The organism is Bacillus basilensis (assembly GCF_050630465.1).
GTDB classification, from domain to species: Bacteria; Bacillota; Bacilli; order Bacillales; family Bacillaceae_G; genus Bacillus_A; species Bacillus_A basilensis.
In genome coordinates, this window is the sequence record NZ_JBNTQO010000002.1 from 409,748 (window position 1) to 433,752 (window position 24,005).

Genomic DNA, 24,005 nt, shown 5'->3' on the forward strand with positions numbered 1-24,005 from the left:
AAATAGAGTAAGCGTAGGCGTATATTCGCGTTAAGAATATAAAGAGGATTGTATACATACGTATAGGATCTACTAGGGTGGTACCGCGGGAGACTTTCTCGTCCCTTTTTGGGATGAGAAAGTCTCTTTTTTATTCCGTTTTTTAAGTCTTTCTTTTATACATGTAAGGAGGAATTGAGCATGGAGTACAAAAATACATTACTAATGCCAAAAACAGAGTTCCCAATGCGTGGGAATTTACCAAAACGTGAGCCTGCAATGCAAGAACAGTGGGCTGAAATGAATATTTATGAAAAGGTACAAGAACATACAAAAGGTCGTCCTTTATTCGTACTGCATGATGGACCTCCATATGCAAATGGTGACATTCATATGGGACATGCATTAAATAAAGTATTAAAAGACTTTATTGTTCGTTATAAATCAATGACTGGTTACTGTGCACCATATGTTCCAGGTTGGGATACGCACGGTTTACCAATTGAGCAAGCTTTAACAAATAAAGGTGTAAAGCGTAAAGAAATGACAGTTGCTGAGTTCCGTAAGTTATGTGCAGAGTATGCATATGAACAAGTAGAACGTCAACGTGAACAATTTAAGCGTTTAGGTGTACGTGCTGATTGGGATAACCCATATATTACTTTAGAGCCAGCTTATGAAGCACAACAAATTAAAGTGTTTGGTGATATGGCGAAAAAAGGTTATATCTATAAAGGGCAAAAACCAGTTTACTGGTCTCCAACGAGTGAATCAGCTTTAGCAGAAGCTGAAATTGAATACCAAGATAAAAAATCAGCATCTATTTACGTAGCATTCCCTGTTAAAGATGGAAAGAACGTATTAGAAGGTGATGAGAAATTCATTATCTGGACAACAACACCTTGGACGTTACCTGCAAACTTAGGTATTTCTGTTCACCCAGAACTTGAATACAGCATTGTAAAAGTAAATGATGAAAAGTATATTATTGCTTCTGAACTATTTGAGACAGTTGCAAAAACATTAGAGTGGGAAAATGCTGAAGTCGTGAAAACTGTAAAAGGTAGCGAACTTGAGTATACAGTTGCAAAACATCCATTCTACGATCGTGATTCATTAGTTATGCTAGGAGATCACGTAACAACAGATGCAGGTACAGGGTGTGTTCATACAGCACCAGGACACGGGGAAGATGACTTCGTTGTTGGTAAAAAATATGGATTAGAAGTACTTTGCCCAGTTGATGATAAAGGTGTATTAACAGAGGAAGCACCTGGGTTTGAAGGCCTATTCTATGATAAAGCTAACAAGCCAATTACAGAAAAATTAGAAGAAGTAGGCGCGTTACTGAAACTAACATTCATTACGCATTCATACCCACATGATTGGAGAACGAAAAAACCAATTATTTTCCGTGCGACAGCTCAGTGGTTTGCATCTATTGAAGCATTCCGTAAAGAGTTATTAGAAGCTGTTGCGGAAACAAAATGGGTACCAGCATGGGGCGAAACTCGTCTTCATAACATGGTTCGTGACCGTGGTGACTGGTGTATTTCTCGTCAGCGTGCATGGGGTGTGCCAATTCCTGTATTCTATGCTGAGAATGGTGATCCAATTATTACAGATGAAACAATTAACCATGTAGCAGATTTATTCCGTGAACACGGTTCTAACGTATGGTTCGAGCGTGAAGCGAAAGATCTATTACCAGAAGGATTTACACATCCAGGTAGCCCAAATGGTGAATTCCGTAAAGAAACAGACATCATGGATGTATGGTTCGACTCAGGTTCTTCTCACCAAGCGGTATTAGAAGAGCGCGAAGACTTACAACGTCCAGCTGATTTATATTTAGAAGGATCTGACCAATATCGTGGTTGGTTTAACTCTTCATTATCAACAGCAGTTGCTGTAACAGGTAAAGCTCCATATAAAGGCGTACTAAGCCATGGTTTCGTATTAGATGGTGAAGGACGTAAAATGAGTAAGTCGATTGGAAACATCGTCGTACCGAAGAAAATTATGGATCAATTAGGCGGGGACATTTTACGCTTATGGGTATCTTCTGTTGACTATCAATCTGATGTACGTATTTCAGATGATATTTTAAAACAAGTAGCAGAAGTGTATCGTAAGATCCGTAACACATTCCGTTTCTTATTAGGAAACTTAGATGACTTTAAGCCAAGTGAAAATACAGTAGCGGTAGCTGAACTTCGTGAAGTAGATCGTTACATGTTAGTGAAATTAAATGACTTAATTACAAAAGTAAAAGAAGCATATGAAACATACGACTTCGCTGCTGTATATCATGCAATTCATAACTTCTGTACAATTGATTTAAGTTCATTCTACTTAGACTTTGCAAAAGACATTTTATACATTGAAGGTGCAAACCATGAAGATCGTCGTGCAATTCAAACGGTATTATATGATGTTCTTGTTGCATTGACAAAACTTGTAACACCAATCTTACCGCATACAGCTGACGAAGTATGGCCATATGTTCCAGGTGTAACAGAAGAAAGCGTACAATTAACTGATATGCCAGAAGCTGTACAATTAGATGGTGCGGAAGCATTGAAAACAAAATGGGATGCATTCATGACATTACGTGATGACGTATTAAAAGCGTTAGAAGTAGCACGTAATGAAAAAGTAATCGGTAAGTCATTAAATGCAAGCATTACGTTATATCCAACTGCAGAAATGAAAGCTATGCTAGAGTCTATTAGCGAAGACTTAAAGCAATTATTCATCGTTTCTGAGTATAAGCTTGGTGGTCTGATGGAAGAAGCGCCAGCAGATGCGCCTAAGTATGAACATACAGCGGTTGTTGTTGCTCAAGCAACTGGTGAAACATGTGAACGTTGTTGGGTAGTTTCAGAAACAATTGGTAAAGATGCTGAACATGAAACATTATGTGAGCGTTGTGCAACAGTTGTTAAAGAAAATTATGTAAAATAATAAAAATGACTGCACGTAAAGTGCAGTCATTTTTATGTTGATGGTATATCGAAATAACTTTCACTCTCTTTCCTATGAAGGAAAAATGTGTGAGAGGTAAGCATATAAATTTCGGACACACTAATCGTACATTGCAGCTGGGAGGAATGTACACGTGAATGAAATGTATATGGAAATAAAAGAAGAATTGCAATTGATGAGAAAAGAATTGCAAGAGAGACTAGCTAAAGAGGTCATGCACAAATATGATACAGAGTTTAGCGAAGAGCTTGGATATGAAATTAAGGAAGAGATAAAGAAAAAACTGCTATTACATGATATAAAAGAGGATTTAAAAGATGTAGAACGTGCATTATTTAAAATGGAAATAGATATGTATGGTATTTGTGAAGAAACAGGGAGAGTAATTTCGGTAAAACAAATGAAAACGATGCCGACTGCCCGTACTATCCATGAATTTTTCTATGAAAAAGTAAATGTATGAATGTGCACAACGATATTATATTACCTTTTTTTAATTTATTTTATTCTTCTATAAAGGTTCATTGTGAAAAGGTTGCAGCTATGCTAAAATTTTGAGGTACACTGTCTTTGTGGGGGAAATGAAAATGATATATTATGTAATAGCGTTATTCGTCATTGCCATCGATCAAATATCGAAATGGCTAATTGTAAAAAACATGGAATTGGGTACGAGCATTCCGATTATCGATAATGTATTATACATAACATCACATCGAAATAGAGGAGCTGCCTGGGGGATTTTAGAAAATAAAATGTGGTTCTTCTACATTATTACAGTCATTTTTGTAGTATTTATCGTATTTTATATGAAAAAATATGCAAAAACAGACAAGCTTCTAGGAATTTCATTAGGTCTAATATTAGGCGGAGCAATTGGTAACTTTATTGATCGTGTATTTAGACAAGAAGTAGTGGATTTCATTCACGTGTATATTTTCTCGTACAACTATCCAGTATTTAATATAGCTGATTCAGCATTATGTATTGGTGTTGTATTAATTATTATTCAAACATTATTAGAAGGCAAGAAAGCGAAGGAGTAATTGAATGAGTGAAGTAGTACAAGTAACAGTTGTAGAAGAGCAAAAAAATGAGCGAATTGATAAATTCGTTGCAGAAATAAACAGTGAATGGTCACGTTCACAAGTACAGCAATGGATTAAAGATGACGTTGTAACAGTTAATGGGAAATCGGTAAAAGTAAATTATAAAGTTAAAGAAAATGATGAAATTACAGTAACGATTCCTGAGCCAGAAGCGTTAGATATTCAAGCAGAAGATATGAACTTAGAAATTTATTATGAAGATGCAGATGTGCTTGTTGTAAATAAGCCACGTGGTATGGTTGTACATCCAGCACCAGGTCATACAAGTGGTACACTTGTAAATGGTCTTATGCATCATTGTACAGATTTATCAGGCATTAACGGTGTAATGCGTCCTGGTATCGTGCATCGTATTGATAAGGATACATCTGGCCTATTAATGGTTGCTAAAAATGATATGGCACACGAATCACTTGTAAATCAACTTGTAGCAAAAACAGTAACAAGACGTTACAAAGCGATTGTACACGGTGTTATCCCGCATGATAAGGGAACGATTGATGCTCCGATTGGTCGCGATAAGAAAGAGCGTCAAAGTATGACAGTTGATGAAAACGGTAAGAACGCTGTTACTCACTTCCAAGTGTTAGAGCGTTTCAAAGATTTCACACTTGTAGAATGTCGCTTAGAAACAGGACGCACGCACCAAATTCGTGTTCATATGAAATATATTGGCTATCCACTTGCAGGAGATCCAAAGTATGGACCAAAGAAAACATTAGACATGAATGGACAAGCACTTCATGCAGGTATTTTAGGATTTGACCACCCTCGTACTGGTGAATATATTCAGTTTGAGGCACCGATTCCAGAAGTGTTTGAAGATGCATTAAATATTTTACGGAAATAGTATTGACAAATCATAAGAAAACTGAGATACTGACAACAGTTAAATAATGATCCTTTAACACAGCCCCGTGAGGTTGAGAAGGTAACGGTTTGAAATACTTAGGGTATGCTTTACCCTTTTTTCAAAAGTCCTCTCGCACACGCTGAGAGGACTTTTTTTATACCATTACTCTCACGCAAGAAAAAAAGCTTGGAGGTGTAGAGCATGCAAGAGAAAGCTGTCGTTTTAGATGACCAAATGATTCGCCGCGCTTTAACACGAATTAGTCATGAAATCGTGGAACGAAATAAAGGTGTCGATAATTGTGTTCTTGTCGGAATTAAAACTCGTGGAATTTTTATTGCACAACGTTTGGCAGAACGAATTGGTCAAATTGAAGGAAAAGAAATGGAAGTTGGAGAGTTAGATATTACGTTATACCGTGATGATCTAACGCTACAATCGAAAAATGAAGAACCACTTGTAAAAGGTTCTGATATCCCTGTAGATATTACGAAGAAAAAAGTTATCCTTGTGGATGATGTATTATATACAGGCAGAACAGTTCGAGCAGCAATGGATGCTCTTATGGATTTAGGTAGACCATCACAAATCCAACTAGCAGTTCTTGTTGATAGAGGTCATCGTGAACTACCAATTCGCGCTGATTATGTAGGAAAGAACATTCCAACATCAAGTGAAGAGCGTATCGAAGTTGATTTGCAAGAGACAGATCAACAAGATCGAGTAAGCATATACGATAAGTAAAGCCCTTTTAAATGTAGTCCTGTGAGGCTGCCAAAGGGTCTTGGCTTTCATATGTCAAATTTGGCATACGAAAGTGTAGGACTCTTTGTGCACAGGCACAAAGAGTTTTTTTATTGCAAAGAATTAAACTGAAGGAGGATGTAACAATGGAACAAAAGCCAGTGTTAGATGTTAATGAAGTACCGAAACCGGGAAAATGGTTATTTTTAAGTATACAACATTTGTTCGCGATGTTTGGATCAACAGTGCTTGTTCCGTTTTTAACAGGATTGAATCCGTCAGTAGCATTAATATCAAGTGGATTAGGAACGTTAGCGTTTCTTCTTATAACGAAAGGTCAAGTACCGGCCTACCTAGGATCATCATTCGCCTTTATCGCACCGATTATTACAGCGAAAACAGCAGGGGGACCTGGAGCAGCAATGCTCGGTGGTTTGCTAGCAGGACTTGTGTACATCTTAATCTCACTCGGAATTAAGAAATCAGGATCAGAGTGGATTATGAAATTACTTCCGCCAATCGTAGTTGGTCCAGTAGTAATGGTAATCGGTCTAGCTTTAGCACATACAGCAGTGAACATGGCGATGAACGGTGCGGATGGCAAATATAGCTTTACACACTTTTCAGTAGCATTAGTAACATTAGCAATTACAATTATATGCTCGATATTCGGAAGAGGATTTTTCAGTATCATACCAGTGTTACTTGGCATTATCGGCGGATATATCTTCGCTTACTTCCAAGGGCTAGTAGACTTAAAGCCGGTAGCTGAGGCGAAATGGTTTGTTGTACCAGATTTCACAGTACCATTTGTAACATACACACCAGAGTTTTCATGGAAGATTGTACTCTTGATGGTACCAGTTGCACTAGTAACAATTTCAGAACATATCGGACATCAAATTGTACTAGGAAATGTTATTAAAAGAGATTTAATTGAAAAACCAGGTTTACACCGTTCAATCTTCGGTGATGGGATAGCAACATTAATCGCATCACTAATCGGTGGGCCACCGAATACAACGTATGGTGAAAACATCGGTGTGCTAGCAATTACGAGAGCGTACAGTGTATACTTATTCATCGGTTCAGCAGTATTCGCAATCATGTTCGGATTTATCGGTAAGATTTCTGCACTGATTCATTCGATCCCAACACCAGTTATGGGTGGTGTATCAATCTTACTATTCGGTGTAATCGCATCAAGCGGATTACGCATGATGGTAGACGATAAAACAGATTTAAGTGACAAACGAAACTTAATGATTGCATCAGTAATACTAGTAATCGGTATTGGTGGAGCGGTACTTCACGTAGGGGAATCATTCCAAGTAGAAGGAATGGCACTAGCAGCAATTGTAGGTGTGCTGTTAAATCTACTACTACCGGAAACAAAACAAATAAACCAATCTAAGCAGATTGCTTCATAATAATAACCTTTTAATTCAGTCCTGTGAGACTGGAAAGGGTGGCTTCTTTCTTGCACCCTAGTCTCACATGACTAGGGTATTTTTATGCAAAGGTTGTTATAAAAATACAAAAGTGGTAACATAAAAACCAGAAAGATGAGGGATGACGATGAGCCATTTGTTAACGATGAGCGAATTATCGGAAGTAGAAATTTCAGAAATCCTAAAAGACGCAGAAGATTTCGCGAATGGGAAAGAGAGCAAAACGACAGAGCAAACTTTTGTTGCGAACTTGTTCTTTGAGAATAGTACGAGAACGAGATTTAGCTTTGAAGTTGCTGAGAAGAGATTAGGACTTGATGTTTTAAACTTTTCAGCTGATGCATCTAGCGTACAAAAAGGAGAAACTTTATACGATACGATAAGAACACTAGAATCAATCGGAACAAAAGCAGTGGTCATCCGTCACGAGCAAGATCGCTACTTCGATGAACTAAAAGAACAGGTGAATATTCCAATCTTAAACGCTGGAGATGGATGTGGAAACCACCCAACACAGTGCCTACTCGACCTTCTTACAATTAAACAAGAGTTTGGAAGATTTGAAGGTTTGAAGATTGCAATAGTAGGAGATGTTCGTCATAGCCGAGTAGCACGTTCTAATGCAGAAGCATTAACGAAGCTGGGTGCAACAATTTACTTTGCAAGTCCAGAAGAGTGGAAAGATGAAGACAACACATTTGGAACATACAAACCATTAGATGAACTTGTTCCAGAAGTGGATGTAATGATGTTACTTCGTGTACAACATGAGCGTCATGATCATTATGAAACAGACATTATGAAAGAGTATCATGAGAACCACGGATTAACAGTGGAAAGAGAAAATCGTATGAAAGAAGGAAGCATTATTATGCATCCAGCTCCTGTAAACCGTGATGTTGAAATTGCAAGTGAACTTGTTGAGTGTGAGCGTTCACGCATATTTAAACAAATGGAAAATGGAGTTTACGTAAGAATGGCTGTACTAAAACGCGCCTTACCAAATGTATTAGGAGGAATGAAACATGAATTATTTGTTTAAAAATGGTCGTTATATGAATGAAGAAGGAAAAATCGTAGCAACGGATCTTCTCGTACAAGACGGTAAAATCGCTAAGGTAGCAGAAAATATTACGGCAGATAATGCTGAAGTAATCGATGTGAACGGAAAGTTAATCGCACCTGGATTAGTAGATGTACACGTACACCTTCGTGAACCAGGTGGTGAACATAAAGAAACAATTGAAACAGGTACACTAGCAGCGGCAAAAGGTGGATTCACTACAATTTGTGCAATGCCAAATACACGCCCAGTACCAGATTGCAGAGAACATATGGAAGACTTGCAAAATCGTATTAAAGAAAAAGCGCATGTCAACGTACTACCATATGGAGCAATTACAGTACGTCAAGCGGGTTCTGAAATGACAGATTTCGAAACGTTAAAAGAACTTGGAGCATTTGCTTTCACAGATGACGGTGTAGGCGTACAAGATGCTAGCATGATGTTAGCTGCTATGAAGCGTGCAGCGAAATTAAATATGGCAGTAGTTGCGCACTGTGAAGAGAATACTCTTATTAATAAAGGTTGTGTACATGAAGGGAAGTTTTCTGAGAAACACGGATTAAACGGTATCCCATCAGTATGTGAATCTGTACATATTGCAAGGGATATACTGCTTGCTGAAGCGGCAGATTGTCACTATCACGTATGTCACGTAAGTACAAAAGGATCAGTACGTGTAATTCGTGATGCGAAACGCGCTGGAATTAAAGTAACTGCAGAGGTAACACCTCATCACCTAGTGTTATGTGAAGATGATATCCCATCAGCTGATCCTAACTTTAAAATGAACCCACCGCTTCGTGGAAAAGAAGATCACGCAGCACTAATTGAAGGTTTATTAGATGGCACGATCGATATGATCGCAACAGATCATGCACCGCATACAGCAGAAGAGAAAGCACAAGGAATTGAAAGAGCACCATTCGGAATTACTGGTTTTGAAACAGCATTCCCACTTCTTTACACAAACCTTGTGAAAAAAGGAATCATTACACTAGAGCAGTTAATTCAATTCTTAACAGAAAAGCCAGCTGATACATTTGGTTTAGAAGCAGGTCGCCTGAAAGAAGGTAGAACAGCTGATATTACAATCATTGATTTAGAACAAGAAGAAGAGATTGACCCAGCAACATTCCTATCAAAAGGAAAAAATACACCATTCGCAGGTTGGAAATGCCAAGGATGGCCGGTAATGACAATCGTTGGTGGTAAGATCGCATGGCAAAAGGAGAGTGCATTAGTATGAAAAGACAACTTATCTTAGAAGATGGAACAGTATTAATTGGAAAAGGTTTCGGAGGAGCAATTGAAAAGTCAGGTGAGGTTGTATTCACAACAGGAATGACTGGATATCAAGAAACATTATCTGATCCATCATATTGCGGTCAAATCGTAACATTCACGTACCCATTAATCGGAAACTACGGCATTAACCGTGACGATTTTGAATCGATTCACCCATCTGTAAATGGTTTAATCGTAAACGAAATTTGTGATCACCCATCAAACTTCCGTAATGAAATTTCGTTAAATGATTACTTAAAAGAAAGAAACATCCCAGGCTTAGCAGGAATTGATACAAGAAAATTAACGAGAAAAATTCGTCAATACGGTACATTACGTGGACGTCTATGTAACATGGATGCAGATGTAGAATACATCGTGAGCCAATTAAAAGCGACAGTATTTACAGATCACGTGAAACGCGTATCAACGAAAGATCCATACCCAAGCCCAGGCCGTGGACATCGCGTTGTACTTGTAGACTTTGGAATGAAACATGGTATTTTACGAGAATTAAATAAACGTGACTGCGATGTAATTGTAGTACCTTACAATACAACAGCAGAAGAGATTTTACGCCTTAGCCCAGATGGAATCATGTTAAGTAACGGACCTGGAGATCCAAAAGATGTACCAGAAGCGATTGAAATGTTAAAAGACATTATCGGTAAAGTTCCTTTATTCGGAATTTGCTTAGGACATCAACTATTCGCTCTAGCATCTGGTGCGAATACAAGTAAGTTAAAATTTGGTCACCGTGGTTTAAACCATCCAGTAAAACATCTTGCAACTGGAAAAGTAGCAATTACATCTCAAAACCATGGTTATGCAGTAGAAGAAGAATCAGTTAAAAATACAGAACTTGAAATTACACATGTCGCTTTAAATGATGGAACAGTAGAAGGTCTTCGTCATACGAAGTTCCCAGCATTTACAGTACAGTATCATCCAGAAGCTTCAGCAGGACCAGAAGATGCAAATGATTTATTCGAAGATTTCTTAGAAATGATTGAAAACTTCAAGAAAGAAGGGGAAGAGTTATGCCAAAACGCCTAGACATTAACACAATTTTAGTAATCGGATCAGGACCAATTGTAATTGGGCAAGCAGCAGAGTTTGATTACTCTGGTACACAAGCTTGTCAATCTCTTAGAGAAGAAGGTTACAAAGTAATCCTTGTTAACTCTAACCCAGCAACAATTATGACAGATACTGCAACAGCAGATAAAGTATATATAGAACCATTAACACTAGAATTCGTAAGCCGTATCATTCGTAAAGAACGTCCAGATGCAATCCTGCCAACATTAGGTGGTCAAACAGGTTTAAATATGGCTGTCGAACTTGCGAAATCAGGCATACTTGAAGAATGTGGAGTTGAAATTTTAGGAACAAAATTATCAGCAATTGAGCAAGCAGAAGATCGTGATTTATTCCGTACATTAATGCAGGAATTAAATGAACCAATTCCATCTAGTACCATTATTCATACGCTAGAAGAAGCACATGAATTTGTAAAAGAAATTGGTTATCCAGTTATTGTTCGCCCAGCATTTACAATGGGTGGAACAGGTGGCGGAATCTGTAGTAATGAAGAAGAATTAATTGAAATTGTATCAGGTGGTTTAAAACATAGTCCAGTGACACAATGTTTATTAGAGAAAAGTATTGCTGGCTGTAAGGAAATTGAATATGAAGTAATGCGTGACTCGAATGATAATGCGATTGTAGTATGTAATATGGAAAATATCGATCCAGTTGGGGTTCATACAGGTGATTCTATCGTTGTAGCGCCGAGCCAAACGTTAAGTGACCGTGAGTATCAAATGTTACGGAACACTTCATTACGAATTATTCGTGCATTAGGAATTGAAGGTGGATGTAACGTTCAGCTTGCACTGGATCCACATAGCTTCCAGTACTATGTAATCGAAGTAAACCCACGTGTAAGTCGTTCATCTGCACTAGCATCTAAAGCAACTGGTTATCCAATTGCGAAATTAGCAGCGAAAATTGCAGTAGGCTTAACGTTAGATGAAATTATAAACCCAGTAACACAAAAAACATACGCTTGCTTCGAGCCAGCATTAGACTATGTTGTTTCAAAAATACCACGCTGGCCATTTGATAAGTTTGAATCAGCAAACAGAACACTTGGTACGCAAATGAAGGCAACTGGTGAAGTTATGTCAATCGGACGTAACTTAGAACAGTCATTATTAAAAGCGGTTCGTTCTTTAGAACTTGGTGTTTATCACTTAGAATTAGAGCATTTAAAAGAACTTGATAAAGAAACAATGAAAAAACGTATTATAAAAGCTGATGATGAGCGACTGTTTATTGTAGCAGAAGCAATTCGTCAAGGTGTAACGAAAGAAGAAATTAACGATTGGTGTGAAATGGACTTCTTCTTCTTACAAAAAGTTGAAAACATCGTAAATATGGAACGTGAAGTAAAAGCGAATGTAGGAAATATGGAAGTACTACAAACTGCGAAAGAAATGGGCTTCAGCGATCACTACATTGCAGCAGCTTGGAACAAAACAGAGCGTGAAATTTACGATATGCGTAAAGAAAGCAATATCACTCCTGTTTATAAAATGGTAGATACTTGTGCGGCAGAGTTTGAATCTGCAACACCATACTACTACAGCACATATGGTGACGAGAATGAATCGGTTAGAACAGATCGTAAGAGTGTTGTTGTACTAGGGTCTGGTCCAATCCGTATCGGTCAAGGGGTTGAGTTTGACTACGCAACAGTTCACTCTGTATGGGCAATTAAAGAAGCTGGCTATGAGGCAATCATTGTTAATAACAATCCAGAAACAGTTTCAACAGACTTCAGTATTTCTGATAAATTATACTTTGAACCATTAACAATCGAAGATGTAATGCACATTATCGATTTAGAAAAGCCAGAAGGTGTTATCGTCCAATTCGGTGGACAAACGGCAATTAACTTAGCTGCTAAATTAGAGGCTCATGGTGTGAAAATCTTAGGAACATCACTTGAAGATTTAGACCGTGCAGAAGATCGTGATAAGTTTGAGGCAGCTCTAACACAGCTTGGTATCCCGCAACCAGTTGGTAAAACGGCAACGACTGTAGAGCAAGCGGTAGCAATCGCTGACAAAATTGGTTATCCAGTATTAGTAAGACCATCTTACGTACTAGGTGGACGTGCGATGGAAATCGTATATCGTCAAGAAGAACTGCTGCACTACATGAAAAATGCGGTTAAAGTTCACGCTGATCACCCAGTATTAATCGACCGATACATGGTTGGTAAAGAAATTGAAGTAGATGCAATTTCAGACGGTGAGAATGTATTCATTCCAGGTATTATGGAACATATTGAACGCGCTGGAGTTCACTCTGGTGACTCAATCGGAGTATATCCACCACAAAGCTTATCTGCAAAACTGAAAGAACAAATTATTGAGCATACAATTGCACTTGGAAAAGGTTTAAACATTGTTGGATTACTAAACATTCAGTTTGTAGTATTCAAAGATGAAGTGTATGTAATTGAAGTAAATCCACGTGCGAGCCGTACAGTACCATTCTTAAGTAAAATTACAGGCGTACCGATGGCGAATGTTGCAACGAAAGTTATTTTAGGTCAAGATCTTGTAGAACAAGGATATGGAACTGGTTATCACCCAGAAGAGAAAGAAGTGTATGTAAAAGCACCGGTATTCTCATTTGCGAAGCTACGTTCGGTTGATACAACATTAGGACCTGAAATGAAATCAACAGGGGAAGTAATGGGGAAAGACTTAACACTTGAAAAAGCATTATACAAAGGGTTAGTTGCTTCAGGAATTAACATCCCAACGCACGGATCAGTAATCATCACTGTAGCGGATAAAGATAAAGAAGAAGCAATGGAAATTGCAAAACGTTTCCACGAAATCGGCTATAACTTATTAGCAACAGCTGGAACAGCACAATCGTTAGCAGAGCAAAACATTCCAGTGCAAGTTGTTAATAAAATTGATTCTGAAGAATACAACTTACTTGATATTATCCGTCAAGGAAAAGCACAGTTTGTAATCAATACATTAACAAAAGGCAAACAACCAGCGCGTGATGGTTTCCGCATTCGCCGTGAATCAGTAGAAAATGGTGTGGCTTGCTTAACATCACTTGATACAACGAGAGCAATCTTACGAGTATTAGAATCTATGACATTCTCAGCTCATTCAATGAAAGAAATTACGCAAACAAAGCGTCACGAGGTGGTACATGCATGATGCAAAAGCAAAATATGATCGTCGTTAATCAAAAAGAAATCGCAAAAAACATTTACGAATTAGTGCTTCAAGGAACTTTAGTACAGCAAATGAACGAACCAGGGCAGTTTGTGCACATTAAGGTAGCAGAGGGCATTGCGCCCCTTCTGCGCCGCCCGATTAGTATTTGTAATGTAGATCAAGAGAAGAACGAATTTACAATGCTATATCGTGCAGAAGGACAAGGGACAAAAACATTAGCAACTAGAAAACAAGGTGAAATGGTAGACGTACTAGGACCATTAGGACACGGTTTTCCTGTAGAAGAAGCAGAAGCTGGTCAAACAGCTTTACTAGTAGGCGGGGGAATTGGTGTACCACCACTTTATGAATTATCACAGCGCCTCGTTGCAAAAGGTGTACGCGTAATTCACATCTTAGGTTTTCAAACGAAAGATGTTGTTTTCTATGAAGAAAAATTTGCAGAACTTGGTGATACGTACGTTGCGACAGTAGACGGTACACACGGTACAAAAGGATTTGTCACAGATGTAATTGATAATTACGGAATTGACTTTGATATTCTTTATTCATGTGGTCCGTTAGCGATGCTTCGTGCATTAGAAGGACGTTACAAAGAGAAAAAAGCCTATATTTCATTAGAAGAACGTATGGGCTGTGGTATTGGAGCTTGTTTCGCATGTGTATGCCACTTACAAGAAGATCCAAGTGGACATTCTTACAAGAAGGTGTGTAGCGACGGACCAGTATTTCCAATCGGGGAGGTTGTACTATGAACAGATTGCAAGTTGAATTACCAGGATTATCATTAAAAAATCCAATTATACCGGCATCTGGATGCTTTGGATTTGGTCGTGAATATGCACAGTTTTACGATTTAAGTGTACTAGGATCAATCATGATCAAAGCGACGACAGAACAACCACGCTATGGAAATCCGACGCCTCGTGTTGCTGAAACACCGGGCGGCATGTTAAATGCAATCGGACTTCAAAACCCAGGATTAGAAAAAGTAATGAATTCTGAATTACCTTTTCTCGAACAATTTGATCTTCCAATCATTGCGAACGTTGCAGGCTCACAAGCTGAGGATTACGTGGCGGTTGCAAAGGAAATTTCTAAAGCGCCTAATGTCCATGCGCTAGAATTAAACATTTCTTGTCCGAACGTAAAAACAGGTGGTATCGCCTTTGGTACAAATCCTGAAATTGCTGCTGATTTAACGAAGCGAGTAAAAGAGGTTTCTGAAGTACCTGTATATGTGAAGTTGTCACCGAACGTGGCAAACATTGTGGAAATTGCAAAAGCGATTGAAAATGCAGGTGCAGATGGTTTAACGATGATTAATACATTGCTTGGTATGCGTCTAGATTTAAAAACAGCTAAACCAATTTTAGCAAACCGTACAGGCGGATTATCAGGTCCTGCGATTAAGCCAGTAGCAATTCGTATGGTACATGAAGTAAGCCAAGCGGTTAACATTCCAATTATCGGAATGGGTGGTATTGAAACAGCGGAAGATGTAATTGAATTCTTCTACGCTGGCGCAAGCGCAGTTGCAGTTGGTACAGCGAACTTTATCGATCCGTTCGTATGTCCGACAATTATTAAAGAGTTACCAGCATTACTAGATGAATTAGGATTTGATCACATTTCGGAATGTCAAGGAAGGAGCTGGAAGCAAACATGTCACAGTCGTTAATCGTTGCACTAGATTTTCCGGGGAAACAAGATGTAGAACAATTCTTGCGCCACTTTGAAGGGGAAGAGTTATTTGTCAAAGTTGGTATGGAGTTATTTTACAAAGAAGGCCCTGCGATTATTACGTACTTAAAAGAAAAAGGGCATAAGATCTTTCTAGATTTAAAACTTCATGATATTCCAAATACGGTAAAAAGCGCTATGCGTAGCCTAGCTAGTCTAGATGTTGATATGGTAAATGTTCATGCTGCTGGGGGAAGCAGTATGATGAAAGCTGCGATTGAGGGATTAGAGGAAGGTAAGCAAGAAGGAAAAGAGAGACCGATTTGTATTGCAGTTACACAACTAACAAGCACTTCGGAAGCTATGATGAAAAAAGAGATCGGCATTGAGAAAACGTTAGAAGAAGCGGTTGCTCATTATGCAAAATTAACGAAAGAAAGTGGACTGGATGGCGTTGTTTGCTCAACGCTTGAAGTTCCAAAATTACGTGAAGTATGCGGAAATGAATTTGTAACAGTAACACCGGGGATTCGTCTTGCAAGCGATGATGTAAATGATCAGGTGCGCGTAGCAACACCGAAACGTGCGAGGGAACTTGGCTCAAGCTACATCGTAGTTGGACGTAGTATTACAAAAGCAGAAAATCCGCTTGAAGCGTATAAAACAGTAAAACAACAGTGGGAAGGTGTAACAGTATGAAAAAAGAAATCGCATCGCATTTATTAGAAATTGGAGCAGTATTTTTACAACCGAATGATCCATTCACATGGTCTTCAGGTATGAAATCACCAATTTATTGTGATAACCGTTTAACTTTATCCTATCCAAAAGTACGTCAAGCGATTGCAGCTGGATTAGAAGAGTTAATTAAAGAGCACTTCCCAACTGTAGAAGTTATTGCAGGAACAGCAACAGCTGGTATTGCGCACGCTGCATGGGTAAGCGATCGTATGGATTTACCAATGTGCTACGTACGTAGTAAAGCAAAAGGTCACGGTAAAGGGAACCAAATCGAAGGAAAAGCTGAAAAAGGTCAAAAAGTAGTAGTAGTAGAAGACTTAATTTCAACTGGCGGTAGTGCAATTACATGTGTAGAAGCACTTCGCGAAGCTGGCTGTGAAGTATTAGGAATCGTATCAATCTTCACATACGAGCTTGAAGCAGGAAAAGAAAAACTAGAAGCAGCGAACGTAGCATCATATTCTTTAAGTGATTACAGTGCATTAACTGAAGTTGCAGCAGAAAAAGGTATGATCGGACAAGCTGAAACGAAAAAATTACAAGAGTGGCGTAAAAATCCAGCTAATGAAGCTTGGATCACAGCGTAACACGAAAAAAGACGACCGCGGGGGAACGTGGTCGTCTTTTTATATCATTGTTATAATTTCATGTAACGAACAGATAGTAGGAACATCACATTTGAGTTGCAAGTTATCCCGATTTAACCATATCCCTTGCATTCCAGCTGCTGTACTACTAATTGCATCTGTTTCTAATCGATCACCAATATAATAGCAATCTTTCATTTCAAGATTCAATTGTAATACAGTTCTTTGAAAAATTTCAGGGTCTGGTTTCGATACACCAATTTCACTAGAAGTAGATATGTAATTGAAATATTGTAGAATGTTTTGAGCAGTTAATTTTTCGACTTGTTGTTCATAGTCACCATTACTAATGATACCTAATGAGTGCCCTTCTTGCTTTAAGGTCTGTAATGTATAGTGTACATCTTCAAACGCGGCCCAGTTGTTCTTATATAGTTCTATATATTGATTGAATCTGTGCTGAGACTCCTCGGGTGATAAGTTTATTCCATATGTTTTAAATAAATGGTATATTCGCATCCCTTGTTGTTCTTGAAAAGATAATTCCTTGGATAAAAATTTGTTGAAATATTCTTCGGATAATTCATGCCAGACTTTCGTGGCCTCTAATTCATTACCTGAAAAAATAGTACTATATACTTGAAAGAAATCTATAATACCATTTCTTTCAGCGGCCTCATAATCAAGTAAAGTTCCATCGACATCAAAGAAAATCATATGACAATCTCCTCGTTAATAGCTATTTAGCGTTTTCCACAACCTCATATCCTCTCACAAACAAGAGCGTCATGTAAGAAACGATAAATGAGAAGATGCTATACATGCCAACCCAAAAGAAAAATTTTGGAGTAAAGGCGATAACACCTATTATTAAAAAACTAGCAAACGTTACAACCGGCATTACGTAATACGTTTTCGTTCTACGTGTTCCGATAACAGAAACGATAAAGATAAGTAATGGACAAATTAATAAGACGAAAATCAATTCATTCATAGGTATGTCCCCTTTTCTAATTGCAGTAATCTGTTCTCGTAAACGTTTTGAAATAAATACTCTCCTAATATAACTTCGCTAAGTAATAACGAATCCCTCTTGAAAACGAGTAATTCATGATGAATTTTACAAGAAAAAACGTAAGAAAGAGAATACTTGCCTACGTTATAGAATAAACATCGCAACGATCGTGGTGACAATTAAGCCAATCACAACTGGTAAAAAGTTTCGGCGTGCAAGTTCAAATGGATCTACCTTGCAAATGGCAGCAGCAGGAATAAGCGCCCAAGGGATTAACGTCCCGCCCCCGGTCCATATTGCTGCAATTTGCCCGAGTGCTGTTAATGTAGCTGTTCCATGACCGAGTGCTGTGCCGAAAAGATTTGCAATTGAACCAGCAAGTGATATACCTGAAAAACCAGATCCATCTAAGCCGGTAATGACACCAACAATAGTTAATGTCCCTGCCGATACATATTGATTTAAAGGAACAGTTTGAGATAAGGCGATTCCTAAGTCGTTAATGATTCCGTGGGAACCTTTCGGTAAATAGTCCCCGATAATTTTCACAAAGCCGCTATCTCCTAAATAAAAAAGTGCAGCAATTGGAATAACAGGTCCGAAAATTTTAAATCCAAATTGAAGCCCTTCTATGAAATAATCGGTCGTTTTATTTAATCCATTTCCTTTGTAGGCGATGAGAGAAATAATGATAATCATAATAACAGTCGTTCCACCGATAAGTGCAGTTGCATCGCTTCCTTGTAGTTTAAATTGAATCATACAAAGAATATCAAGGGTATATATGATAGGGATACATATGGCGAGCCATTTCTTTATGTGAGGAGATAATAAAATAGTAGTTTTAGACGGTTCAGTTGATGAAGAGGAATCTTGCAAGGATAGTCCTGTATGAAATTCTTTTCGTAAGAAGAAAAATGCGACGGAAGTTGTCACAATGCCCATAACAATTACGAGCGGAACACTGGCAGAAACAACGCTAGAAACAGGAAGACCAGCAGCGTCTGCGGTTAATTTTGGTGCGCCTTGTATAACGAAGTCGCCGGATAAAGCAATCCCATGACCGAATAAGTTCATAGCAATTGCCACTCCAATTGGCGGAAGACCGACGCGTACAGCGATCGGTAATAAAATAACTCCCATTAAGGCGACAGCTGGAGAAGGCCAAAAGAAGAAAGAAATTGTCATCATTAAAAGGCCGATAATCCAGTAGGCGAGGGTAGGTGTACGAATCATCTTTGTAAATGGTGAAATCATCGTATCATTTATGCCGGTATGAACGAGTAGATTGCTCATGGATACGATAATGGAGATGATTAATATAGTTGGTAATAGCTCAGTGATGGCGTAAATGAAACTTTGAAAAATACCGCTAATAGCAAGAGGGATAGAGCTTGTAGCGGTTAATGCTAATAAAAAGATAAAAACGATACAAATAATAGTCGTATCTTTTCGGAGAATAAAAAAGGTAATAATAGTGAGTAAACAAAGAATATAGAGAGCGTGCAACAGCGTTAATTCAACTCCCATAACATTCACATCCTTTAGGCATTCGTGTAGTTTATTGTATGAAAGCAGTGAAAGTATGTGAGTTTAGGAAAAAGAAAAAATGAAATTTCATGTACTGTAATGGTAAGGAGAGAAAATGGATGTTACAATACAATTAATCCTAAAAATGGAATTTAAGGAGGGTTTATGCGCAAAAAAATTGGATTTTGGGGATTCATCATATCTTGTAGTCTATTAATCATTTTAAATCTGTTTACAAACAATGAATGGATAAGTATCTTACCAGTTTTCGGATTTGTTTTTGTTCTGTTATATAACTGGGATGATATAAAACAATATAGCAAGAAAAGTATTGGGATTATGATAGGTATCATTGTTGTTTGCTCATTTTTCATAGGGTTTATTTTAATAGAAGGGCAGAAACAGATGGCGAAAATGTCTATTTTTCAAGAATGGATGTCTTCTGCAAAAGGTCTTTATATTGTAATTGTAGTTGTTATTTTTCTAAGAATTGTTATAAGCATAGCAAGTTACATATTAAAGGCAAAGTAGAATGGGGGAGGAGTACGAATGAGAGAGAAAATAGGGTATTATGGTGTGCTCGTTTGTTTACTATTATCAGTTATTTCAGGGCAATTTCTTAAAAGTGAATGGGTACCAGTTATATTATGTATAGGAGTATTGATTTTTGCTTCTATGTATCGCTGGGATGAGTGGAAAGCATGTAGTCGAAAAAAGAAAATTGTTTTCAGCATCGAGTTCGTCATTATAATTAGCACGATTCCGTTTTTGTTATTGAAAGGAAATGAAATAATAGATGGTATTGTAATGTTTCAAGGGGGGGTATTTATTGTGAAATTGCTATATTTAATATGCATTTTAATTTCGATAGCGGTAGTCGCTAAAAAAGTAAACGAAAAGTTATTCGTTAATGAATAAAAGAAAATGCCACCTTATTCGGTGGCATTTTCTTACTTTACTGAATGAGCTTTTTGCATTTTTTTAATTAAACGAATTTGTCCACGATGATTGATTTCATCTTCAAAAACATGAAACCATTTAAAGTAGTTGTTGGCTGGTTTATCATACCAAAAGTCTGTCGTTTTAAATAACCATTCATCAGGTAACGATTGAAAAGTCTCGATCGTTTTGGAACGTACTTCTTGTAATGTGTTTATGTAAAATTCTATCGAGTTTCCTTTTATTTTCTCGCGGCCAAGATCTCCTAACTCAATAGCAGGTAACCAACGTTCCAATTCAACTTCCGTTGGTTCACGGTCTTCAAAAGTATGAATCTGGTAGTAAAATTCAATAGCGGCCATATGGTGTAATAACATGCCAATTGAATTTGCTTCCTCATCATATAAATAATCAAGTTCTTCCATTGTTAAACCTTCCACCGCTTGCATTGTTGTATAGCGTGCGTAATTCATCATGGAAACAAGTTTGGAAAATTCAACTTGTAAACCATCTATCTTGTCGATTACAAAATTTCCCCCCTCTTTAAACGATGAATCCAGAGAAAGAATTCTATGTGTAGAGAAAAACTCCTTTTAAAAAGGGGCATGATTTTAACAAGGAATAACAATTAGTTCCCGATTTGATTTTGTAATAACCTCATAGCCATCTTTTGTAATGACGATATCATCTTCAATTCTACAACCGCCCCAGTTTGGTATGTAAATACCTGGTTCAACTGTAACAACCATACCTTCTTTTAGAGTAGCCTTACTTTCTTGGGATAGGCGGAGTGGTTCATGAATTTCTAACCCAAGACCATGTCCAGTGGAGTGTCCAAAATATTGACCGTATCCATGCTCTGTAATGTAATCTCTTGTTATATCATCGATACTTTTCGCAGTCTCTCCAGGTTTAATTGCTTCCGTTCCACGTTTTAATGCTTCAAGTACAACACTGTATATCTTTTTGAATTTTTCCGATGGTTCCCCAATCGCTACAGTACGAGTTATATCGGAACAGTATCCGTCGTAAAGTGCACCGAAATCTAATGTGACGATGTCTCCTCGTTCAATTATTTTATTTGATGCAACTCCATGAGGAAGAGAAGAACGAACGCCAGAAGCTACAATAATTTGGAATGATGAGGATGTAGCCCCTTTTTTTCGCATGAAAAATTCTAACTCATCTCGTACATCATTTTCACTTAGTCCTGGTTTTAGAAACGTAAGGATGTGGTGAAATGCTTCGTCAGCGATATTAGCAGCGATTTTCATTGTTTCTATTTCAGGAGTGTCTTTAATAATACGAATATTTTCGATGATTTCGCACACTTGAACCATTTCCGCATGTACGTATTTTTGTAAGTTTTTATATTGTTGCAATGTTATGTTGTTTTCTTCAATTCCTAGTTTTTGAATGTTTAATTTCGATACTTGATTTGCAATTTCTTTTTCTAAATTTCCTTTATGCATAATGATTTCCACATCTTTTATTTGTGACTTCGCTTGATCTACATAGCGAAAATCAGTTATAAAAACAGCTGTATCCGCAGAGATTAAGACGACGCCAGCACTACCAGTAAAGCCTGTTGCATATTGGCGATTTTCTTTTTTGGTAATGAGTAATCCGTCAATTCCGTAATTATGTAGTTGATTTTGGATTTTATTAATTTTTAAAGTCATGTTAATTCCCCCTATTCATAGTATTGAATAAAGCAAATAGTGTGCCAAAGTGTATATTTGAAGAAAGGATGGTAGGGAAAACATATATTTTAGGGGAGATGAAAAAATAGCCCGCAATTTGTGGGAGACTTTTTGTTCATAAAATCCAGATTGCTTCAATAAATGGCAGGGGATGAAAAAATATTGATTGGATTTACACGTGCACTTTATTTATATGCTGTAAAAAAATTTATACAAATGTGAAATGACACTGTCAATTTTTTTGACAATATTGAATGGATATAGCAACTAAATTGAAAATATATAAAAAATGCGTTGCTTATGAGCAACGCATTTTTGTATTTAAGCTTTTAATTTCATTACAGTATCAACATCCGGTGTTACATATACGGTTTGCTGATTGTCGTACGTAACAAAACCAAGTTTTGCACCACTCGGTTTTTTGACATGGCGTATTTTGGTGAAATCAACAGGTACAGAGCTAGACTCTTTTGCTTTACTGTAATAGGCAGCAATTTTTGCAGCTTCTAGTAAAGTTTCTTCAGCAGGCTCTAAAGAACGAATGACAACATGAGAACCAGGTATGTCTTTCGTATGTAGCCAAATTTCATCGCGGCGGGCAAATTTCGTTGTTAAATAATCATTTTGTTTATTGTTTTTACCAACGAAAATCTCTGTGCCATCACTTGCTACATATTTATCTAATACTGGTTTAGTAGGCTTTTTCTTTGCGTTTTTCGTTTTACGATTGCGCATATAACCTTCTTCAGCTAATTCCTCACGAATTTCTTCAATATCTTTTGAAGAAGCAGCTTCCATTTGTTGAAGTAGGCTATCAAAGTAAAGAATTTCTTCATTTGTTTTTTCGATTTGCTCTTCTACAACAACAACTGAATTTTTCGCTTTTTGGTACTTTTGGAAATAGCGTTGCGCATTGTCAGATGGCGTTTTTAAAGGATCTAATGTGATTTTTACAGTTCCGCCATTTTCATCGTAATAGTTAACGACTTCAATATCTTTATCACCTTTTTTCAAAGCATACATATTGGCTGTAAGTAGTTCTCCAAATAGTTGATATTTATCTGCTTTTCCGGCATCTTGTAATGTTTTTTCTAGTTTAATGAGTTTTTTCTCATTTTTATTTTTTTCGTTTTGCATAAAGCGTTCTAAATCATGAGCCTGTTGTTTTACACGGTCGCGCTCTGCTTTTCCGAAAAAGAAACGGTCTAGCAATTCACTAACAGATGAGAACGTCTTGTTTTCACCTTGCAAGTGTGCAAGAGGGAAAAGATAAAAGAATTCTTTCCCATTTGAAGTAGTCATCGTAGGTGAATATGTATGAGTTAATAATGGTTTTTGTATGGAGAAAAATGCGTCCGCCAATGCTTTTTCATTTACCATGCCAGCTTTTTTCACGACTTCTTTTGCGAATAACGGCGATATTCCCGTAAAGGTGCCGACAAGCTGTTTATCCATGTTTCCAGATAAAAAGTCTAGCGGTCTAATAAATTCCTCATTTGTTTCAATCTGAAGTGGGTTAATTTTATGTTGTGCCGGTGGCGCAACATATTCAGCTCCAGCGTATACAGTTCGATGTCGGTTTACTGCTAAAGAAACGTGTTTTAAGCTATCTAAAATATTGTTTGTTTTTGTGTCTACTAAAATGATGTTACTATGTCGTCCCATTATTTCAATTACTAATGTTTTTAGCGATTCATCACCAATTTCATTTCTGCTGCGAACTGTGATTTGAATAATACGCTCTAAATCAATTTGTTCAATTTTTTCAATGAATCCACCTTCTAGATGTTTACGGAGAAGCATACAAAACATTGGCGGAAGTGCAGGTGAATCGTAATTTTGATTTGTTAAGTGTAAACGTGCATATGTCGGATGAGCGGAAAGAATCAGTTTTTGATTTTTTCCGTTTGCTCGAATATGTAATAAAATCTCATATTTTGAAGGTTGATATATTTTGGAAATTCTCCCCGTGTAAAGAGAATTTGCAATTTCATGTGTAATTGCTCTTGTAAATAATCCATCGAATGCCATAAAAACACTCCTTTCTAACTAA

Annotated in this window: 22 protein-coding genes and 1 other annotated feature (1 of these 23 cut by a window edge); of the genes, 16 read left to right on the top strand and 6 right to left on the bottom strand. The window is 37.5% G+C overall.

All coding sequences use genetic code 11. The features are described 5' to 3' along the window. Positions 1 to 109: a binding site (T-box leader), on the top strand; it begins 116 nt to the left of the window's first position. Positions 110 to 180: 71 nt separating this feature from the next. From ileS2 to pyrE, 14 genes are all read left to right on the top strand, one after another. Continuing rightward, complete coding sequence (gene ileS2 / locus ACQVV1_RS05635; RefSeq protein WP_060632027.1) at positions 181 to 2,946, top strand: isoleucine--tRNA ligase; 2,766 nt, start codon at positions 181 to 183, stop codon at positions 2,944 to 2,946. A 154-nt stretch (positions 2,947 to 3,100) separates the two neighbouring features. After that, positions 3,101 to 3,430 carry a TraR/DksA C4-type zinc finger protein gene (locus ACQVV1_RS05640; protein ID WP_001004659.1) on the top strand — a complete coding sequence of 110 codons (330 nt, stop codon included), beginning with the start codon at positions 3,101 to 3,103 and terminating at the stop codon, positions 3,428 to 3,430. 124 nt (positions 3,431 to 3,554) lie between these two features. Further along, positions 3,555 to 4,013, top strand: a complete 459-nt coding sequence (lspA, locus tag ACQVV1_RS05645) for a lipoprotein signal peptidase LspA (RefSeq protein ID WP_063221166.1) — start codon at positions 3,555 to 3,557, stop codon at positions 4,011 to 4,013. A gap of 4 nt (positions 4,014 to 4,017) precedes the next feature. Then, positions 4,018 to 4,926 (top strand): RluA family pseudouridine synthase, encoded by a 909-nt coding sequence (locus tag ACQVV1_RS05650; protein WP_431168683.1) that lies wholly within the window; start codon positions 4,018 to 4,020, stop codon positions 4,924 to 4,926. A gap of 204 nt (positions 4,927 to 5,130) precedes the next feature. Beyond that, on the top strand, positions 5,131 to 5,673 hold the full coding sequence (gene pyrR, locus ACQVV1_RS05655) for a bifunctional pyrimidine operon transcriptional regulator/uracil phosphoribosyltransferase (protein ID WP_001156490.1): 543 nt from the start codon (positions 5,131 to 5,133) through the stop codon (positions 5,671 to 5,673). A gap of 146 nt (positions 5,674 to 5,819) precedes the next feature. After that, positions 5,820 to 7,103 (top strand): uracil permease, encoded by a 1,284-nt coding sequence (uraA, locus tag ACQVV1_RS05660; protein WP_242252041.1) that lies wholly within the window; start codon positions 5,820 to 5,822, stop codon positions 7,101 to 7,103. Positions 7,104 to 7,251: 148 nt separating this feature from the next. Further along, positions 7,252 to 8,166 (top strand): aspartate carbamoyltransferase, encoded by a 915-nt coding sequence (pyrB, locus tag ACQVV1_RS05665; protein ID WP_242252040.1) that lies wholly within the window; start codon positions 7,252 to 7,254, stop codon positions 8,164 to 8,166. Continuing rightward, positions 8,150 to 9,436, top strand: a complete 1,287-nt coding sequence (gene pyrC / locus ACQVV1_RS05670) for a dihydroorotase (RefSeq protein WP_242252039.1) — start codon at positions 8,150 to 8,152, stop codon at positions 9,434 to 9,436. The genes pyrB and pyrC overlap by 17 nt, the downstream gene beginning before the upstream one ends. Next, positions 9,433 to 10,530, top strand: coding sequence for a carbamoyl phosphate synthase small subunit (locus ACQVV1_RS05675; protein WP_242252038.1), 1,098 nt, complete (start codon positions 9,433 to 9,435; stop codon positions 10,528 to 10,530). The genes pyrC and ACQVV1_RS05675 overlap by 4 nt, the downstream gene beginning before the upstream one ends. After that, positions 10,515 to 13,733: a carbamoyl-phosphate synthase large subunit gene (gene carB / locus ACQVV1_RS05680; RefSeq protein ID WP_063221163.1), complete on the top strand. Its 3,219-nt coding sequence runs from the start codon at positions 10,515 to 10,517 to the stop codon at positions 13,731 to 13,733. Before ACQVV1_RS05675 ends, carB begins: the two co-directional genes overlap by 16 nt. Beyond that, positions 13,730 to 14,509, top strand: a complete 780-nt coding sequence (gene pyrK, locus ACQVV1_RS05685; RefSeq protein WP_000983359.1) for a dihydroorotate oxidase B electron transfer subunit — start codon at positions 13,730 to 13,732, stop codon at positions 14,507 to 14,509. Before carB ends, pyrK begins: the two co-directional genes overlap by 4 nt. After that, the gene (pyrD, locus tag ACQVV1_RS05690; RefSeq protein WP_242252037.1) at positions 14,506 to 15,435 is read left to right on the top strand and encodes a dihydroorotate oxidase B catalytic subunit; all 930 of its coding nucleotides are present in this window, start codon (positions 14,506 to 14,508) and stop codon (positions 15,433 to 15,435) included. The genes pyrK and pyrD overlap by 4 nt, the downstream gene beginning before the upstream one ends. Next, complete coding sequence (pyrF, locus tag ACQVV1_RS05695) at positions 15,420 to 16,136, top strand: orotidine-5'-phosphate decarboxylase (protein ID WP_000083496.1); 717 nt, start codon at positions 15,420 to 15,422, stop codon at positions 16,134 to 16,136. The genes pyrD and pyrF overlap by 16 nt, the downstream gene beginning before the upstream one ends. After that, complete coding sequence (gene pyrE, locus ACQVV1_RS05700) at positions 16,133 to 16,765, top strand: orotate phosphoribosyltransferase (protein ID WP_000711449.1); 633 nt, start codon at positions 16,133 to 16,135, stop codon at positions 16,763 to 16,765. The genes pyrF and pyrE overlap by 4 nt, the downstream gene beginning before the upstream one ends. A 39-nt stretch (positions 16,766 to 16,804) precedes the next feature. On the opposite strand, the gene ACQVV1_RS05705 is transcribed toward pyrE, so the two are convergent. The 3 genes from ACQVV1_RS05705 to ACQVV1_RS05715 form a co-directional block, all read right to left on the bottom strand. Then, positions 16,805 to 17,482: an HAD family hydrolase gene (locus ACQVV1_RS05705; protein ID WP_242252036.1), complete on the bottom strand. Its 678-nt coding sequence runs from the start codon at positions 17,480 to 17,482 to the stop codon at positions 16,805 to 16,807. 22 nt (positions 17,483 to 17,504) lie between these two features. After that, on the bottom strand, positions 17,505 to 17,759 hold the full coding sequence (locus ACQVV1_RS05710; protein ID WP_242252034.1) for a YbeF family protein: 255 nt from the start codon (positions 17,757 to 17,759) through the stop codon (positions 17,505 to 17,507). 165 nt (positions 17,760 to 17,924) lie between these two features. Then, the gene (locus ACQVV1_RS05715) at positions 17,925 to 19,310 is read right to left on the bottom strand and encodes a hypothetical protein (RefSeq protein WP_431168684.1); all 1,386 of its coding nucleotides are present in this window, start codon (positions 19,308 to 19,310) and stop codon (positions 17,925 to 17,927) included. Positions 19,311 to 19,475: 165 nt separating this feature from the next. Between ACQVV1_RS05715 and ACQVV1_RS05720 the strand changes: the two genes are divergently transcribed. Beyond that, entirely contained in the window at positions 19,476 to 19,841 is a 366-nt protein-coding gene (locus tag ACQVV1_RS05720; RefSeq protein ID WP_242252032.1) for a YoqO family protein, read from the top strand. Positions 19,842 to 19,859: 18 nt separating this feature from the next. Next, positions 19,860 to 20,228: a YoqO family protein gene (locus ACQVV1_RS05725; protein ID WP_242252031.1), complete on the top strand. Its 369-nt coding sequence runs from the start codon at positions 19,860 to 19,862 to the stop codon at positions 20,226 to 20,228. Between the two features lie 32 nt (positions 20,229 to 20,260). On the opposite strand, the gene ACQVV1_RS05730 is transcribed toward ACQVV1_RS05725, so the two are convergent. From ACQVV1_RS05730 to ACQVV1_RS05740, 3 genes are all read right to left on the bottom strand, one after another. Next, positions 20,261 to 20,725: a DinB family protein gene (locus ACQVV1_RS05730; RefSeq protein ID WP_242252030.1), complete on the bottom strand. Its 465-nt coding sequence runs from the start codon at positions 20,723 to 20,725 to the stop codon at positions 20,261 to 20,263. 135 nt (positions 20,726 to 20,860) lie between these two features. After that, positions 20,861 to 21,931 carry a M24 family metallopeptidase gene (locus ACQVV1_RS05735; RefSeq protein WP_242252029.1) on the bottom strand — a complete coding sequence of 357 codons (1,071 nt, stop codon included), beginning with the start codon at positions 21,929 to 21,931 and terminating at the stop codon, positions 20,861 to 20,863. 342 nt (positions 21,932 to 22,273) lie between these two features. Beyond that, positions 22,274 to 23,983: an Rqc2 family fibronectin-binding protein gene (locus tag ACQVV1_RS05740; protein WP_242252028.1), complete on the bottom strand. Its 1,710-nt coding sequence runs from the start codon at positions 23,981 to 23,983 to the stop codon at positions 22,274 to 22,276. Between the last annotated feature and the right edge of the window lie 22 nt (positions 23,984 to 24,005).

What these genes read in the sequence shown, in the direction of transcription:
- ACQVV1_RS05710 (WP_242252034.1), bottom strand. Translation starts at nt 17,759, where the DNA reads ATGAATGAATTGATTTTCGTCTTATTAATTTGTCCATTACTTATCTTT.
- pyrC (WP_242252039.1), top strand. Translation starts at nt 8,150, where the DNA reads ATGAATTATTTGTTTAAAAATGGTCGTTATATGAATGAAGAAGGAAAA.
- pyrR (WP_001156490.1), top strand. Translation starts at nt 5,131, where the DNA reads ATGCAAGAGAAAGCTGTCGTTTTAGATGACCAAATGATTCGCCGCGCT.
- pyrF (WP_000083496.1), top strand. Translation starts at nt 15,420, where the DNA reads ATGTCACAGTCGTTAATCGTTGCACTAGATTTTCCGGGGAAACAAGAT.
- ACQVV1_RS05725 (WP_242252031.1), top strand. Translation starts at nt 19,860, where the DNA reads ATGAGAGAGAAAATAGGGTATTATGGTGTGCTCGTTTGTTTACTATTA.
- lspA (WP_063221166.1), top strand. Translation starts at nt 3,555, where the DNA reads ATGATATATTATGTAATAGCGTTATTCGTCATTGCCATCGATCAAATA.
- ACQVV1_RS05730 (WP_242252030.1), bottom strand. Translation starts at nt 20,725, where the DNA reads ATGATGAATTACGCACGCTATACAACAATGCAAGCGGTGGAAGGTTTA.
- carB (WP_063221163.1), top strand. Translation starts at nt 10,515, where the DNA reads ATGCCAAAACGCCTAGACATTAACACAATTTTAGTAATCGGATCAGGA.
- ACQVV1_RS05715 (WP_431168684.1), bottom strand. Translation starts at nt 19,310, where the DNA reads ATGGGAGTTGAATTAACGCTGTTGCACGCTCTCTATATTCTTTGTTTA.
- ACQVV1_RS05740 (WP_242252028.1), bottom strand. Translation starts at nt 23,983, where the DNA reads ATGGCATTCGATGGATTATTTACAAGAGCAATTACACATGAAATTGCA.
- ACQVV1_RS05650 (WP_431168683.1), top strand. Translation starts at nt 4,018, where the DNA reads ATGAGTGAAGTAGTACAAGTAACAGTTGTAGAAGAGCAAAAAAATGAG.
- pyrD (WP_242252037.1), top strand. Translation starts at nt 14,506, where the DNA reads ATGAACAGATTGCAAGTTGAATTACCAGGATTATCATTAAAAAATCCA.
- pyrE (WP_000711449.1), top strand. Translation starts at nt 16,133, where the DNA reads ATGAAAAAAGAAATCGCATCGCATTTATTAGAAATTGGAGCAGTATTT.
- pyrK (WP_000983359.1), top strand. Translation starts at nt 13,730, where the DNA reads ATGATGCAAAAGCAAAATATGATCGTCGTTAATCAAAAAGAAATCGCA.
- pyrB (WP_242252040.1), top strand. Translation starts at nt 7,252, where the DNA reads ATGAGCCATTTGTTAACGATGAGCGAATTATCGGAAGTAGAAATTTCA.
- ACQVV1_RS05675 (WP_242252038.1), top strand. Translation starts at nt 9,433, where the DNA reads ATGAAAAGACAACTTATCTTAGAAGATGGAACAGTATTAATTGGAAAA.
- ACQVV1_RS05705 (WP_242252036.1), bottom strand. Translation starts at nt 17,482, where the DNA reads ATGATTTTCTTTGATGTCGATGGAACTTTACTTGATTATGAGGCCGCT.
- uraA (WP_242252041.1), top strand. Translation starts at nt 5,820, where the DNA reads ATGGAACAAAAGCCAGTGTTAGATGTTAATGAAGTACCGAAACCGGGA.
- ACQVV1_RS05720 (WP_242252032.1), top strand. Translation starts at nt 19,476, where the DNA reads ATGCGCAAAAAAATTGGATTTTGGGGATTCATCATATCTTGTAGTCTA.
- ACQVV1_RS05735 (WP_242252029.1), bottom strand. Translation starts at nt 21,931, where the DNA reads ATGACTTTAAAAATTAATAAAATCCAAAATCAACTACATAATTACGGA.
- ileS2 (WP_060632027.1), top strand. Translation starts at nt 181, where the DNA reads ATGGAGTACAAAAATACATTACTAATGCCAAAAACAGAGTTCCCAATG.